At 71.6% G+C, this 14,421-nt stretch carries 18 protein-coding genes; 10 read left to right on the top strand and 8 right to left on the bottom strand.

Annotated features, from left to right (window positions below):
- Together recR and E0493_RS06185 are read left to right on the top strand one after the other, a co-directional pair.
- A complete protein-coding gene (gene recR / locus E0493_RS06180) occupies positions 1–606 on the top strand; it encodes a recombination mediator RecR (RefSeq protein ID WP_202396944.1) in 606 nt (201 codons plus the stop codon).
- Between the two features lie 108 nt (positions 607–714).
- Entirely contained in the window at positions 715–1,185 is a 471-nt protein-coding gene (locus E0493_RS06185; RefSeq protein ID WP_160936062.1) for a hypothetical protein, read from the top strand.
- Positions 1,186–1,189: 4 nt separating this feature from the next.
- Here the strand turns inward: E0493_RS06185 and E0493_RS06190 are convergent, their stop codons facing one another.
- Genes E0493_RS06190 through hslV form a run of 3 tightly spaced genes read right to left on the bottom strand, consistent with a single transcriptional unit; the run spans position 1,190 to position 3,934 of the window.
- The gene (locus E0493_RS06190; RefSeq protein WP_160936063.1) at positions 1,190–2,023 is read right to left on the bottom strand and encodes an EcsC family protein; all 834 of its coding nucleotides are present in this window, start codon (positions 2,021–2,023) and stop codon (positions 1,190–1,192) included.
- 15 nt (positions 2,024–2,038) lie between these two features.
- Positions 2,039–3,364 carry an ATP-dependent protease ATPase subunit HslU gene (hslU, locus tag E0493_RS06195; RefSeq protein ID WP_160936224.1) on the bottom strand — a complete coding sequence of 442 codons (1,326 nt, stop codon included), beginning with the start codon at positions 3,362–3,364 and terminating at the stop codon, positions 2,039–2,041.
- Positions 3,365–3,367: 3 nt separating this feature from the next.
- Entirely contained in the window at positions 3,368–3,934 is a 567-nt protein-coding gene (hslV, locus tag E0493_RS06200) for an ATP-dependent protease subunit HslV (protein ID WP_160936064.1), read from the bottom strand.
- 196 nt (positions 3,935–4,130) lie between these two features.
- Between hslV and hisB the strand changes: the two genes are divergently transcribed.
- From hisB to hisA, 5 genes are read left to right on the top strand one after another with little or no spacing between them, the layout of a single operon-like run.
- A complete protein-coding gene (gene hisB, locus E0493_RS06205; RefSeq protein ID WP_160936065.1) occupies positions 4,131–4,736 on the top strand; it encodes an imidazoleglycerol-phosphate dehydratase HisB in 606 nt (201 codons plus the stop codon).
- Positions 4,736–5,176 (top strand): DUF2628 domain-containing protein, encoded by a 441-nt coding sequence (locus E0493_RS06210; RefSeq protein ID WP_160936066.1) that lies wholly within the window; start codon positions 4,736–4,738, stop codon positions 5,174–5,176. The genes hisB and E0493_RS06210 overlap by 1 nt, the downstream gene beginning before the upstream one ends.
- On the top strand, positions 5,173–5,826 hold the full coding sequence (hisH, locus tag E0493_RS06215) for an imidazole glycerol phosphate synthase subunit HisH (RefSeq protein WP_160936067.1): 654 nt from the start codon (positions 5,173–5,175) through the stop codon (positions 5,824–5,826). Before E0493_RS06210 ends, hisH begins: the two co-directional genes overlap by 4 nt.
- Entirely contained in the window at positions 5,827–6,396 is a 570-nt protein-coding gene (locus E0493_RS06220; RefSeq protein WP_160936068.1) for a GNAT family N-acetyltransferase, read from the top strand.
- A 21-nt stretch (positions 6,397–6,417) separates the two neighbouring features.
- The gene (hisA, locus tag E0493_RS06225; protein ID WP_160936069.1) at positions 6,418–7,137 is read left to right on the top strand and encodes a 1-(5-phosphoribosyl)-5-[(5-phosphoribosylamino)methylideneamino]imidazole-4-carboxamide isomerase; all 720 of its coding nucleotides are present in this window, start codon (positions 6,418–6,420) and stop codon (positions 7,135–7,137) included.
- A 157-nt stretch (positions 7,138–7,294) separates the two neighbouring features.
- Here the strand turns inward: hisA and E0493_RS06230 are convergent, their stop codons facing one another.
- The 5 genes from E0493_RS06230 to E0493_RS06250 form a co-directional block, all read right to left on the bottom strand.
- Positions 7,295–7,885 carry a malonic semialdehyde reductase gene (locus E0493_RS06230; protein WP_160936070.1) on the bottom strand — a complete coding sequence of 197 codons (591 nt, stop codon included), beginning with the start codon at positions 7,883–7,885 and terminating at the stop codon, positions 7,295–7,297.
- Positions 7,886–8,017: 132 nt separating this feature from the next.
- A complete protein-coding gene (locus E0493_RS06235) occupies positions 8,018–8,587 on the bottom strand; it encodes a NifU family protein (protein WP_160936071.1) in 570 nt (189 codons plus the stop codon).
- Between the two features lie 136 nt (positions 8,588–8,723).
- Complete coding sequence (locus tag E0493_RS06240) at positions 8,724–9,203, bottom strand: universal stress protein (protein WP_160936072.1); 480 nt, start codon at positions 9,201–9,203, stop codon at positions 8,724–8,726.
- Complete coding sequence (locus E0493_RS06245; protein WP_160936073.1) at positions 9,203–10,045, bottom strand: TIGR02186 family protein; 843 nt, start codon at positions 10,043–10,045, stop codon at positions 9,203–9,205. The genes E0493_RS06240 and E0493_RS06245 overlap by 1 nt, the downstream gene beginning before the upstream one ends.
- Before the next feature lie 10 nt (positions 10,046–10,055).
- Positions 10,056–11,021: a sulfite exporter TauE/SafE family protein gene (locus tag E0493_RS06250; protein ID WP_456316343.1), complete on the bottom strand. Its 966-nt coding sequence runs from the start codon at positions 11,019–11,021 to the stop codon at positions 10,056–10,058.
- A gap of 99 nt (positions 11,022–11,120) precedes the next feature.
- Here E0493_RS06250 and E0493_RS06255 point away from each other — a divergent pair, with 99 nt between their 5' ends.
- From E0493_RS06255 to E0493_RS06265, 3 genes are all read left to right on the top strand, one after another.
- A complete protein-coding gene (locus tag E0493_RS06255) occupies positions 11,121–12,740 on the top strand; it encodes a bifunctional metallophosphatase/5'-nucleotidase (RefSeq protein WP_160936074.1) in 1,620 nt (539 codons plus the stop codon).
- A gap of 110 nt (positions 12,741–12,850) precedes the next feature.
- Positions 12,851–13,375 (top strand): GNAT family N-acetyltransferase, encoded by a 525-nt coding sequence (locus E0493_RS23855; RefSeq protein ID WP_160936075.1) that lies wholly within the window; start codon positions 12,851–12,853, stop codon positions 13,373–13,375.
- Between the two features lie 292 nt (positions 13,376–13,667).
- Positions 13,668–14,417 (top strand): amino acid ABC transporter ATP-binding protein, encoded by a 750-nt coding sequence (locus tag E0493_RS06265; protein WP_160936076.1) that lies wholly within the window; start codon positions 13,668–13,670, stop codon positions 14,415–14,417.
- Positions 14,418–14,421: the final 4 nt, after the last annotated feature.

Consider the following 14,421-nt stretch of genomic DNA (forward strand, 5'->3'; position numbering starts at 1 on the left):
ATGTCGGGTGTGCGTGGCCCGGATCAGGTCGAGCGCCTGGTGGCCATGCTCGCCCGGCTCCCCGGCATGGGCCGGCGCAGCGCCCGCCGCGCCGCGCTGAAGCTGCTGCAGGATCCGGGCGGGCTGATGCTGCCGCTGGCGCAGTCCCTGCGCGAGACGGCGGAGGCGGTGCGCCCCTGCCGCGTCTGCGGCAACCTCGATACCCAGGACCCCTGCCGCATCTGCACCGATCCCTTGCGCGAGCAGGAGGTGCTCTGCGTGGTCGAGGGTGTCTCGGACCTCTGGGCGCTGGAGCGCGCGCATGTCCATCGCGGCCTCTACCAGGTGATGGGTGGCGTGCTGTCGGCGCTGGCCGGTGTCGGGCCTGAGGATCTGCGCATTGCCGCGCTGCTGGAGCGCGTGGCGGCGGGAGAGGTGCGGGAGGTCATCCTGGCGCTGCCCGCCACGGTGGATGGCGCCACCACGGCGCATTACCTGACCGACCGGCTGCGCCCTACGGGCGTCGCGGTCACCCAGCTCGCCCAGGGCGTGCCGATGGGCGGGGCGCTGGACGTCATGGACGACGGAACGCTGGCGGCGGCGCTGAAGGCGCGGCGGCCTGCGTGAGAAAGGCCGGGGGAAATCGAATTCCCCCGGCCTTTTCGGACGATTCCGCTTGAAATTCACGAGTCCGTGATGAGAGAACGGGGCTCTCCTCCAAAATCGAGGGTGGGCATGACGACGATCGCCTGGGATGGCACCACGCTGGCCGCGGACCGCCGCATCAGCAGCGGCACCACGACCTACTCGACCACCAAGATCCGCCGCACGGGCGATGGCCGCCTGATCGGCGCCACGGGCGACTTCGGCGTCTGCACGCAGATGCTGGACTGGCTGGAAAAGGGTGGCGAACGCCCGAACTGCCAGGACAGCGACCGCTGGGCCTCCGCGCTGGAGGTGCTGCCGGACGGCACCTGCTGGATGCACAACCGCGACAGCCGCTGGCCGGTGGAGGATGGCTTCGTGGCTATCGGCTCCGGGCGGGATTACGCGATGGCGGTGATGGCGCTTGGCCACGCGGCGGAGGCGGCGGTCGAGGTGGCCGCCCGCTTCGACCCCGGCACCGGCAACGGCATGGACACGCTGGCGCTCGCCCCGGCCACCGCCGGGGCGGTGCCGGAGGAAAGCATCAAGCTGGTGGCCTGAAGGCTCAGGCGGCGCGGTGCCTCGCCCGCGCCGCCAGCACCTCATAGGCCGCCCGCACGGCGTCGGCGCCGTATTCCCGCTCCAGCCGGCGGACGCAGAAATGCGCCCGGGCGATGGAGCGGAAATGCTCCAGGAAGGCGAGGTTCACCGCCGCGCCCGCGGCCGCGCCCAGCACCGGCGCCGCCTGCACGGAAAGCTTCAGCATCATCGGCCCGGTGAAGCGCGCGGCGATGGCGGCGATGAAGCGCGGCATCAGCGCCGCGCCCACATTCGGCAGGAACTGCGCCAGCGCCAGGCGGGTGGCGAAATAGCCGGTCTCGGTCGCGTCGTCCCCGGGGCTGGGGCCGCCGAGGGCGAAGACCTTCAGGCATTCGGCGCCGGTTTCCGGCTGGCTCGGGTCCTCGCCGGCGGCGGCGGCCTCGGCGCCGATCTGCCGCAGCAGCAGGGTGGTCGAGACCGGCAGTTCCACCAGCGTGCCCGGCAGGCCGAAGGCGCCGCCCGCGGCGCCGCTGGCGGCGGCGAGGCCGCGGTGCAGCCATTCCGTGCTGAGGCCGGGCAGGCTGCGGCCGGGCTCGCTGCGCATGGCGGTCTCCAGCGCCTTGGAGAGCGCCTTGCGCACCGTCGCGTCCACCATGCCGCGCGCGGCGGCGGGCAGCCGCGCGCGCAGCGCCTCCACCGGCGTGCCCGCCATGCCGGCGAGGCGCGCGGCGAGCGAGGTCTCATCGAGCACGCGCCGCGCCTCGGCCAGTTGCGCCTCGGCTTCGGCGGGCAGGGGCAGCGGGGCGGGCAGGGCCTCCAGCTGTCGGGCGTCCTGGCTCTCGCCGGTGGTTTCGCTCATGCGCAGATGCCCCCGTTACAGGATGAAGCGGCTGAGGTCGGCGTTCGCGGCCAGCGGCGCGACCTTTTCCTTCACATAGGCCGCATCCACCCGCACCGTTTCACCGGAGCGGTCGGACGCGCTGAAGGAAACCTCCTCCAGCAGCCGCTCCAGCACCGTGGCGAGGCGGCGGGCGCCGATGTTCTCGACCCGCGCGTTGATCTCGGCGGCGAGGTCGGCGATCGCCTCGATCGCGTCCTCCGTCAGGTCGAGCGTCAGGCCCTCGGTGTCGAGCAGCGCCACGTACTGCTTGGCCAGGCTGTGCTCCGGCTCGGTCAGGATGCGGCGGAAGTCCTCCCGCGTCAGCGCGCCGAGCTCGACGCGGATCGGCAGGCGGCCCTGCAGCTCCGGCAGCAGGTCGGAGGGCTTGGCCACGTGGAAGGCGCCCGAGGCGATGAAGAGGATGTGGTCCGTCTTCACCGTCCCATACTTGGTGGCGATGCTGGTGCCCTCGATCAGCGGCAGCAGGTCGCGCTGCACGCCCTCGCGCGAGACGTCGCCGCCGCGGAAGCCGCCCTCGCTGGTGCGGGCGCAGACCTTGTCGATCTCGTCGACGAAGACGATGCCGTTGTTCTCGGCGTTCTCCACCGCGGCGCGGTTCAGCTTCTCCTGGTCGAGCAGCCGGTCGGCCTCGTCCTGGATGAGGGCGGTGCGGGCATCGGCCACCGTCATCTTGCGGGTGCGGGCCGGCTTGCCGAACATCTTGCCCATCATCTCCTGGATGTTGGCCATCTGCCCGGGCGGCATGCCCGGCATGTCCATCATCCCGATCGGCGTGCCGCCGCCCTGGTCGGCGACCTGCACCTCCACCTCCTTCTGCTCGATCTGCCCCTCTCGCAGCATGCGGCGGAACTTCATCCGCGTCTCGCCCGAGGCGCCCTCGCCGACCAGGGCGCTGACCAGCCGCTCCTCGGCGGCCAGCTCCGCCTTGGCCTGCACCTCCTTGCGCGCGGCCTCCCGCGTGCGGGTGATGGAGACCTCCACCAGGTCGCGCACGATGCTGTCCACGTCGCGGCCGACATAGCCGACCTCGGTGAACTTGGTGGCCTCGACCTTGACGAAGGGGGCGTCGGCCAGGCGGGCCAGGCGGCGGGCGATCTCGGTCTTGCCGCAGCCCGTCGGGCCGATCATCAGGATGTTCTTGGGCACCACCTCCTCGCGCATGCCCTCGGGGAGCTGCTGCCGGCGCCACCGGTTGCGCAGCGCGATGGCGACGGCCCGCTTGGCCTCATGCTGGCCGACAATGAAGCGGTCCAGCTCGGAGACGATCTCGCGCGGGGAGAGGTTGACGGTCTCGTTCATCATTCAGAGGGTTTCCAGCACGAAGCGGCCGTTGGTGTAGACGCAGATGCCCGCGGCGATGGTCATGGCCTTCTTCGCGACCTCCTCGGCGGAAAGGCCGTCCAGGTCGATCAGCGCGCGCGCGGCGGCCAGCGCGTAGTTGCCGCCCGAGCCGATGCCGATGATCTCGTCCTCCGGCTCCAGCACGTCGCCGTTGCCGGTGATCAGCAGGGAGCGGCTCTTGTCGGCCACCGCCAGCAGCGCCTCCAGCCGGCGCAGGTAGCGGTCGGTGCGCCAGTCCTTGGCGAGCTCCACGGCGGCGCGCTCGAGCTGGTCGGGAAAGCGCTCCAGCTTGGCCTCGAGCCGCTCCAGCAGGGTGAAGGCGTCGGCCGTGGCGCCGGCGAAGCCCGCCAGCACACGCCCGTTGGCGATGCGGCGCACCTTGCGCGCATTGCCCTTGACCACGGTCTGCCCGAGGCTGACCTGGCCGTCGCCGGCCATGGCCACCTTGCCGTCCTTGCGCACGCACAGGATGGTGGTGCCGTGCCAGCCGATCGGATCTTGGATCGGAGTTTGCGAAGTCGCGTTCATGCAGGGCAGATGGCATCGCGCCCCGGCCGCCACAAGCGGGGGTGCCCGCCAGCGCGGCCACGGCGGTTCAGGCCTGCCCGGCGCCGGCCGGATGGCCGCCCTGCGCATCCCCCTGGCATGTTCACGCTCCGGTCTCCATCTCCAGCATGCCCGTCTCCCCTGGGCAAGAGCCCCCCTGGCGGTCTAGGAAGCCCCCATGGACGCAAAGCCCCGCACCGCCGACATCGCCCGCAGCACCAGCGAGACCGAGATCCGCATCTCCCTCGGGCTCGACGGCACGGGCGCGAGCCAGATCTCGACCGGCATCGGCTTTCTCGACCACATGCTGACCGCCCTGGCGCGGCACGGCATGCTGGACCTGCAGGTGGAGGCCAAGGGCGACCTGCACATCGACTTCCACCACACCGCCGAGGACGTCGGCATCGTGCTCGGCCAGGCGGTGAAGCGCGCGCTGGGCGACAAGCGCGGCATCCGCCGCTACGGCCATGCCGTGGTGCCGATGGACGAGGCTTTGGCCGAGGCCGCCATCGACATCTCCGGCCGCCCCTTCCTGGCCTGGAGCGCGAGCTTCCCGCGCGACAAGGTCGGCGCGATGGACACCGAGCTGTTCGAGGAGTTCTTCCGCGCCTTCGCGATGAATGCCGGCATCACGCTGCATGTCGTGCAGCGGGCCGGCGCCAACGCCCACCACATCGCCGAGGGCATCTTCAAGGCGGTGGCGCGGGCGCTGCGGATGGCGGTGGAGCACGACCCGCGCGCCGCCGGCGCCATTCCCTCGACAAAGGGGATGCTGGAGGGCTGATGCGGGCCTGGACCGTTCATCCGCCGCCCGCGCCGCCTCCCGCCTCGGTGCCCGCGACAGGGCAGGCGCCGCCGCGCGGCGGGGCGCGGCAAGCCGGGCTGGTGCTGGTGCCCGAGCGCTTCTCGCTGCTGGCCGCGCTGCTGCCGCCGCTGTGGTTCCTGCTGCACCGCATGTGGCTGGTGCTGGTGGTCTACCTGGCGCTCGCCATCCTGGCGGCGGTGCTGCTGCCGGCGGGCACGGGGCTCTATGCCGGCCTCGCCGCGCATGTGCTGGCCGGGCTGCAGGCGCAGGATCTGCGGCGCTGGACCCTGGCGCGGCAGGGCCGCCCCGCCGCCGGCGTGGTGCTGGCGCGGGACGAGGAGGCGGCGCTGCTGCGCGCCCTGAACGGCCGGCCGGACTGGGCGCGGCTGGAAGCCGGCATGGAAGGTAGGGTGGCATGAAGGTCGCGGTCGTCGATCCCGGTTCGGGCAACCTCGCCTCGGTGCTGCGGGCGCTGCATCGCGCCGCGCGCGACGGCGGGCACGCCGCCGAGATCACCGTCGAGACGCGGCCGGAGGCGGTGGCGAAGGCCGACCGCCTCGTGCTGCCGGGGCAGGGCGCCTTCGCGGCCTGCCGGCACGGGCTGGACGCCATGCCCGGCATGGTCGAGGCGGTGCGGGAGGCGGCGGGCCGCCGCGCCGTGCCCTTCCTCGGCATCTGTGTCGGCATGCAGCTCATGGTCGAGCGCGGCCTGGAGCATGGCACGACGCCAGGCCTCGGCTGGATCGCCGGCGAGATGGCGCCCATGGACCCGCGCGGCACCGCTGGCCAGCCTCTGCCGCTGCCGCAGATGGGCTGGAACGCGCTCGACTTCGCGCCCGGCGCGCATCCCGTGCTCGCGGGCCTGGAGCCGGGCGACCATGCCTATTTCGTCCACTCCTACGCACTGGCCGGTGGCCGGCCGGAGGAGATCCTCGCGACCACCGACTATGGCGGCCCGGTGGTCGCCATTATCGGCCGCGACAACCTGTTCGGCACCCAGTTCCATGTCGAGAAGAGCCAGTTCACCGGGCTCCGCATGCTGGCGAACTTTCTCTCCTGGCGTCCATGAATGAGCACGACTGAGCATGAACTCCTCGTCGAGCGCACCGAGGCGCTCGACGAGGTGGACCTCGCCGATCTCTGCGAGGCGACGGATGCGGCGATCATCGAGGGCGGCGGCTTCGGCTGGGTCGAGCCGCAGGGCCGGGAGGCGCTGGCGCGGCACTTCCGCGGCGTGCTGCTGGTGCCGGCGATCGAGCTGTTCATCGCCCGGCTGGACGGCGTGCCGGTCGGCTCGGCGCAACTGATCCGCCCCCCGCGCAACAACGAGGCGCAGGCCTTCAGCGCGCAGCTCACCCATGCCTATGTGGCCCCCTATGCGCGCGGCCACGGCCTGGCGCGGCTGATGGTGCACCGGGTGGAGGAGCGCGCCGCCGCCCTCGGCCACCGCGTGCTGAACCTGGACGTGCGGGAGACGCAGAACACCGCCATCGCGCTGTTCGAGGGGCTGGGCTACACCCGCTGGGGCACCCACCCCGCCTATGCGCGGGTGCGCGGCCGCACGGTGGCCGGCCACTACTACTTCAAGCTGCTGGAGCCAACGCGCGGCCGCGCGCTCGACCTGCGCGCCGGCGCCTGACCCTCGACCGGACCACGCCCCATGCCCTTCACCCTCTACCCCGCGATCGACCTCAAGGCCGGCCAGGTGGTGCGCCTCAAGCGCGGCGACATGGCGCAGGCCACCGTCTACGGCGACCCCGCCACCCAGGCCCGCGCCTTCGACGAGGCCGGCTTCGAATGGCTGCACGTAGTGGACCTCGACGGCGCCTTCGCCGGCCGGCCCGCCAACGCCGAGGCGGTGGCCGCGATCCTCGCCGCCACCACGCGCCCGGTGCAGCTCGGCGGCGGCATCCGCGACATGGCGACGGTGGAGGCCTGGCTCTCCCGCGGCATCGCCCGCGTCATCCTGGGCTCCGCGGCGGTGAAGGACCCGGACTTCGCCCGCGCCGCCTGCCGCGCCTTCCCCGGCAAGGTGGCCGTGGGCATCGACGCGCGGGACGGCATGGTGGCCACCGAGGGCTGGGCCGAGGTCAGCAGCGTCTCGGCCCTCGACCTGGCGCTGGGCTTCGAGGATGCGGGGGCGGCCGCCATCATCCACACCGACATCGAGCGCGACGGCATGCTGGGCGGCGTCAACGTCGAGGCCACGGCGGACCTGGCGCGGCGCCTCTCCACGCCGGTGATCGCCTCGGGGGGCGTCGCGGGGGTGGCCGACATCGTTGCACTGAAGGCCACCGGCAGCGTGGCCGGCACCATCATCGGGCGCGCGCTCTACGACGGGCGCCTGACGCCGGACGAGGCGCTGGCGGCGAGCCGGTAGGAGAGCAGGCTGGGGGAAGGAATTCCCCCCGGCCCCCATCGTTTTTCCTCAAGTTCGGCTGCGCCCGCTTCGCTGGCGGCAGGGAAGCCGGCAGAAGAAAAGCAGGGGCAAGCCGGTCGGTTTGACCGGGGAAATTTCCTGCCCCGCGCCGCCTCGTTCAGGCGAACTGCACCGCCTCGTCGAAGCCGAGGCGCGGAAGACGGCCGAACAGGCCGGAGGGCTCGCCATAGCCCAGGTTGACCAGCATGTTGGTCTTGCATCCGCCATCGGGGAAGAAGGCGGCGTCCACCTTGGCGGTGTCGAAGCCGCTCATCGGGCCGGTGTCGAGCCCGAGCGCACGGGCCGCCAGGATCAGGTAGCCGGCCTGGAGGGAAGAGTTGCGGAAGGCGGTCGCCTCGGCGAAGGCCGGGCTGCTGGTGAACCAGGACCTGGCGTCGGCATGCGGGAAGAGCACCGGCAGCTTGTCGTAGAACCTCACCTCCCAGGCGACGATCACCACCACCGGTGCGCTCATCGTCTTCTCCAGGTTGCCGGAGCTCAGCGCCGGGCGCAGCTTCTCCTTGCCCTCCTCGCTGCGGATGAAGACGAAGCGGGCCGGCTCGCAGTTGGCGCTGGTGGGGCCCATCTTCACCAGGTCATAGAACTCGCGCAGCGTCTCCTCGGAAACGGGGCGGTCCTGCCACTTGTTGTGCGTGCGGGCGGTGCGGAAAAGCTGGTCCAGCGCGGCGCCGTCGAGAGTCTCAGCCATGTCGGTCACTCCAGTGCAGTGCACACAGAATGAGGCCGGTGGCGGCGGGTGCCAATCCCGGCCGGGAATGGGCATCATTCACCGGCCGGATGCGAACGGGGGAGCGGCGGGCCACTCCCCCGGGGAACAGCCTCAGACCTCGACCTGCTCCACGGCGACCACCTCGGGCACGTAGTGGCGCAGCATGTTCTCCACCCCGTGCTTCAGCGTGGCGCGCGAGGAGGGGCAGCCGGAGCAGGCGCCCTGCAGGTGCAGCCGCACGATGCCGTCGCGGTAGCCGCGGAAGACGATGTCGCCGCCGTCGCCGGCCACCGCCGGGCGCACGCGGGTGTCGAGCAGCTCCTTGATCTGGGCGACGATCTCGGCATCGGCCGGATCGGTCTCCTCCTCCTCCAGCGCCGCCTCGCCCTCGGCCTCCAGCATCACCGGCCGGCCGGCCATGTAGTGCTCCATGATGGCGCCGAGCACCTGCGGCTTCAGCGCCTGCCAGTCCGTGGCGTCGGACTTGGTGATGGTGACGAAGTCACCGCCGAGAAAGACGCGCGCGACGCCCTCCAGCCCGAACAGGCGCTCGGCCAGCGGGCTGCGGGCGGCACCTTCGGCGCTGGTGAAGTCGGCGGTGCCGCGCAGCCCCATCACGTCCTGCCCGGGCAGGAACTTCAGGGTGGCGGGATTGGGCGTGGCTTCCGTCTCGATGAACATGGGTCTGGCTTTTCCGTGCGTAGGGGGTCGGGCTCTCGCTGCCCAGGATTTGGGCGATCCGCGCCCTTCCCGCAACCCGCGCAGCCATTCGCCGGGGGCGGGCCAGGGGCGAGGCAGGCCGCCGGGGCGGCCCGGTTCAGGTGACGCGCAGGAGGTCCTCGTCGCTCAGGTTGCCGGGCACGATGGTCATCGGCACGTGCAGGCGCGGGGCGTAGCGGCCGGTCAGCGCGGTGATCAGCGGCCCCGGCGCGCCGCCGGTCGCCGCCGTGGCCAGGATCAGGATGGACAGGCGCGGGTCCTCGTCCAGCAGCGCCAGCAGCTCGTCGCGCGGGTCGCCCTCGCGGATCAGCAGGATCGGCAGGCCGTCGGTGATCTCCTGCACCTCGGCGGCGAGGGCGGAAAGCAGCTTCTCCGCCTCCTCCCGCCGCTCCTCCTGCAGCATGGCGCCGACGCCGGCCCATTCGACGGTGCCTTCCTCCTCGATCACCCGCAGCAGGGCGACGCGGCCGCCGCCGTTCTTGGCGCGCAGGCAGGCATAGCGCAGGGCGATCCGGCGCTCCGGGCTGTCATCGACGACCACCAGGAAGACGCGGTCGCGTCGGGCGGCTTCGGGCATCAACCCCTCCGGAACAGCACGCTGCCCAGCCAGCCGGCGAAGGCCGCAAGCAGGACGCAGATCCCTCCGTATAGCACCGGCTGCCCGGTGGCGACATCGGCGATGCGGGCGGCGGCGCCGACGCGCACCACGCCGAAGTCCAGCTCCTGCCGCGCCACCACGCGGCCGTCGCGCACCAGCAGCACCGAGACCTGGTAGTCGCCGGTGTCGGTGGTGGCGGGGAGGGGGATCCGGGCGCGGAACAGGCGGGCGCCCGAGACCTGCATCAGCGCCTCGTCCTCGTACCACAGCCGGGCGCCCTGCTTCAGCCGCATCAGGGCGTCGCGGAATTCCGGGTCCTGCGTGCCCGCGGCCTGCAGCGGCAGGTTGTCGAGGCCGAGCCGCTTGGCCTCCCGTTCCTCCGGCGGCAGCACGGCGCGCAACGGCCGGGTGCCGGTCAGCAGGTAGAAGCCCGGCACGTGGCGGAAGCGGGCTGAGGCGCCGTTGATCCAGAAGCCCAGCACCCGCGTCTTGCGGCGCACCACCATCGGCTCCGGCGAGCTTTGCACAACAACCAGCACATCATCGCCACCGGGGCCGAGCAGCCGCTCGGTGGCGCCGAAGACCAGCAGCTCGGTGCCGCTGAAGCCGGTGGTGATCTCGATGCGCGACTGCGACAGCTCGGCCACCAGCGGGGGGCGGCCGACGGCGGGGGCGGCGGGCGGTGGCGGCGGCGGTGGCGGCGTGGGGAGGGCGGGGCGCGCGCCCGCCGCGGGGGGCGGCGCGGGCTGTTGCGCCAGGGCCGGACCGGCGAGCAGCGCGCAGGCCAGGCCGAGCGCCGGCAGCAGCCGTGCGGCCCTCATGCGCGCGGCCTCATGTCGGGATCGGCCCGATCGCGAACAGGCTGGCCGGGGTGCTGAGCAGCCCCCAGAGCAGGCTGGCGGCCACCGCCAGCACCAGCAGGCCGAGCAGCGCGCGCGTCTCCTCGCCGCGCAGCCGGGTGCCCATGGCGGCGCCGAACTGCGCGCCCGCCACGCCGCCCGTCAGCAGCAGCAGGGTCAGCACGATGTCCACGCTGCCCGTCTGCACCGCGAGCAGCATGGTCACGTTGGCCGAGACGAAGACCACCTGGAACAGCGAGGTGCCGATCACCACCGCCGTCGGCATGCCGAGCAGGTAGATCATGGCCGGCACCAGCATGAAGCCGCCGCCGACCCCCATGGTCGCGGAGAGCGTGCCGATGCCGAAGCCGACCAGCAGCGGCGGGATGACGGAGATATAGAGCCGCGACTTGCGGAAGCGCAGCTTCAGCGGCAGGCCGTGCATCCAGAAATGCGGATGCAGCCGCGTCGGCCCGGCCTGCCGGCGGCGGCGCAGGATGGCGCGCACGCTTTCCCGCACCATCAGCCCGCCGACGCTGCCGAGCACCACGACGTAGAGAATGGATACCGCCAGGTCGAACTGGCCGAGATGGCGCATCCAGTCGAAGAGCTGCACGCCGGCCGCCGAACCGGTGAAGCCGCCGGTCAGCAGGACCAGCCCCATCCGCACGTCCACATTGCCGCGGCGCCACTGCGCCAGCAGGCCGGAGACGGAGGCGCCCAGCGTCTGGTTGGCGCCGCAGGCCACGGCCACGGGGGCGGGAATGCCGATCAGGATCAGGATCGGGGTCAGCAGGAACCCGCCGCCGACGCCGAACAGGCCGGAAAGCCAGCCGATGGCGAAGCCGATGCCCAGCAGCAGCAGCGCATCCACCGACATCTCGGCGATCGGCAGGTAGACCTGCATCGCGTCCCCACTCTTCACGCCACGAAGGAAGGGCTGGCGATTCGAACCCATTGCCCAATTCGCGCAAGGGGGATTCCGAATGCGGCGAGTCGTGGGCTAAAGCATTAAGTGTCGGGAGAGCCTCGCCGCAGCAACCGGGAATCGCCGCCCATGCCCGCCTTCCTCAGCCGCCGTGCCCTGCTGGCCACAACCCTCGCGGCGCCGCTCGCCGCACCGGCGCTTCGCCGGGCCCATGGGGCGGGTCAGGCGGCCGATGCGGCCGCCCGCATCAGCCTGCTGCACCTCAATGACTTCCATGCCAAGCATGAAGGGCTGCAGGCCAGCGGCGCCGCCTGCCGGGCGGACCGGCCCTGCCTCGGCGGCAGCGCGCGCCTGGCCACCGGCTGGAGCGCCCTCGACGCCGAGGCGCGCGCCGAGGGCCGCCCGGCGCTGCGACTCGATGCCGGCGACCAGTTCACGGGGAGCCTCTTCCACACCGCCCATCACGGCAAGGCCGAGGCGGCGGTGCAGCGCGCCACCGGCTGCCAGGCCATGGCGCTCGGCAACCACGAGTTCGACGGCGGGCCGGAGCGGCTGGCCGCCTATGCGGAATGGGTGGACTTCCCGCTGCTCTCCGCCAACCTCGACACCCGCAACGAGCCCCGGCTGGCCGGCAAGATCCGCAGCCATGCCGTGTTCCGCCATGGCGGGGCGCGGATCGGCCTGATCGGCCTCACCACCGAGACCACCCCCGAGGCCTCCAGCCCAGGGCCCACCGTCGCCTTCACCGACGCGCGGGAGGCGGCGCTCCGGGCCATCGCCGCCATCCGCGCCGAGGGGCCGGCCACCATCGTGCTGCTTTCCCATCTCGGCTACCTGCCGGACCAGCAGCTCGCGGCGGCGGTGCCGGGGGTGGACCTGATCGTGGGCGCGCATTCCCACACCCTGCTGGCCAACGACCTGCCGGAGCGCGAGGGGCCGAGCCCGACCATGATCGACGGGCCGGACCGGCCGGTGCGCATCGTGCAGGTGGGCGCCTATGGCCGCTGGCTTGGCCGCCTCGACCTGGACCTCGCGGCCGACGGGCAGGTCCTGGCGCATGGCGGCCGCGTGCTGCCCGTCACGCCCGCCCTGGAGGAGGACGCGCAGGTGGCGGCGCTGGTCGCCGACTACGGCAAGCCGCTTGCCGAGTGGCGCGCCCGTCCGGTGGGCCGCAGCCCGGAGACGCTTTCCAACAACAACTGCCGCAAGGGCGAATGCGCGCTGGGCAACGTCATCGCCGAGGCGATGCTGGCGGCGGTGCCCCATGCCGAGGTCGCGGTGACCAATGGCGGCGGGCTGCGCGCCGGCCTGCCGGACGGGCAGGTGACGCTCGGCAACGTGCTGGAGGTGCTGCCCTTCGGCAACACGCTGGCGACGCTGGTGATCCGCGGCGGCGACCTGAAGGAGGCGCTGGAGATCGGCCTTTCGCGCTACCAGGAGAATGGCGGCGGCTTTCCGCAGGTGGCGGGCCTGCGCTACCGCTTCGACCCCGATGCGCCGGTCGGGCAGCGGGTGCGCGAGGTCAGCGTGCGCGACGGCGACCGCTTCCGGCCGCTGGAGCCGGAGCGGGCCTACCGCGTGGTCACCAACAACTTCACCCGGCGCGGCGGCGACGGCTACACGCCCTTCAAGGACAAGGCACTGGACGCCTACGACAACGGCCCGCCGCTGGAGGACGTGGCAGCCGCCTACATCGCCGCCGACGGCGCCTTCCGCACCCGGCTGGACGGGCGCATCAGCCGGGAATGAGGAAAGGAAGGTCGGGGGAAGGAATTCCCCCGAACCCCCATCTTTTTTCTGTCGACTGACGGGGAGACTTGGTCAGGCAGGACTTCGGACCCTCAGGGGGTGAGCTGCGCATGCTGATAGAAGTCCGAGAAGGCCCGGCTAGCCGCCCTGCGGTGCGGCCTCTGTTTGCCCAAGTCTATCCTGATGCCGTTTTGAAGAACGTCCCCTGGCGGAACGTGGTCTCCGCACCCGCTGACCGTCGCGTCCTCGTTCTGGACGATGAGGGCAATGTTGTTGCGGCTGCGGGGCTAACCATTAGAGCCGGCGCCTGGAACGGTGTTCCTGTCCGAATAGGGGGTATCGGCGGGGTCATGGTTTCGCCGAGCCGGCAACGGCAGGGCTTGGGCCGCACTGTCATGTGCGCTGCCCACGAAAACCTGCAATCCGACCCTTGTGTGCAATTCGGGCTTCTATTTTGCGAACCACACAACGTCACCTTTTATAAGGCTCTGGGATGGTGCCGATTCAAAGGGCAGGTTCGTGTGGAGCAACCTGCAGGATCATTGCTGTATGACATCATGCAGACGATGATGCTGCCCTTCTCCACCGAGACACCCCGCGCCGGATGCATCGACTTGCGGGGGCTGCCTTGGTGATCGCACGCTAAAAACAATGGCAGTGAAACGCCGGGGAGATATCGGGAATTCCGGCCGGCGCAGGAGGAGTTTCCTTTCCTCAGCTCCTGCCTGAAAGCGATCGGTCCGCAAACCACCCAGTTCGCCCAAAGCCGCCCGGCGTCTTCACCTAAAAAATCCGACCTTTGCACTCGCGCGGGCAACTGACAGAAAAAAGAAGGGGGTCCGGGGGAATTCTTTCCTCCGGCCTTCCTTGCGTCGGCGTGGCACTTGCATAGGGTGGCGCCCGCCATTGTCCCGCCGAGGAGCCCTGATGTCGACCACCCCGTCCCCGATCATCGACGCGCGCGGCCTTTGGAAGCGTTTCGGCAACCTGGCGGTGCTCAAGGGGGTGGACCTCAGCGTGGCCGAGCGGGAGCTGGTCTTCATCATCGGCCCGTCCGGCTCGGGGAAGTCCACGCTGCTGCGCTGCCTGAACCGGCTGGAGGAGCCGGATGACGGCTCGATCCAGGTGGACGGCATTGAGCTGCTGAGTCCGAAGACCGACATCAACGCCGCCCGCCGGCGCATCGGCATGGTGTTCCAGAGCTTCAACCTCTACCCGCACATGACGGCGCGGCAGAACGTGATGCTGGCGCTGCGCAAGGTGCTCGGGAAGGGCAAGCCGGAGGCCGGCGAGATCGCCGCGCGCGCGCTCGACCGGGTCGGCCTCGGCGACCGGATGGAGCACTACCCGGCGCAGCTCTCGGGCGGGCAGCAGCAGCGCGTCGCCATCGCCCGCGCCATCGCGCTGGAGCCGCGCGTGATGCTGTTCGACGAGCCGACCAGCGCGCTCGACCCGGAGCTGGTGGGCGGCGTGCTGAACGTGATGCGCGAGCTGCGGCAGGACGGCATGACCATGGTGGTGGTGTCGCACGAGATGGCCTTCGCCAGAGCGGCCGCCGACCGCGTGGTGTTCATGGCCGATGGCGAGAAGCTGGAGGAGGGGCCGCCCGCCCGGATCTTCGGCGAGCCGCAGCACGAGCGCACCCGCGCCTTCATCCGCCAGATCGACCGTCATTGAAGGC

The organism is Teichococcus coralli (genome assembly GCF_009829925.1).
Taxonomy (GTDB): Bacteria; Pseudomonadota; Alphaproteobacteria; order Acetobacterales; family Acetobacteraceae; genus Pseudoroseomonas; species Pseudoroseomonas coralli.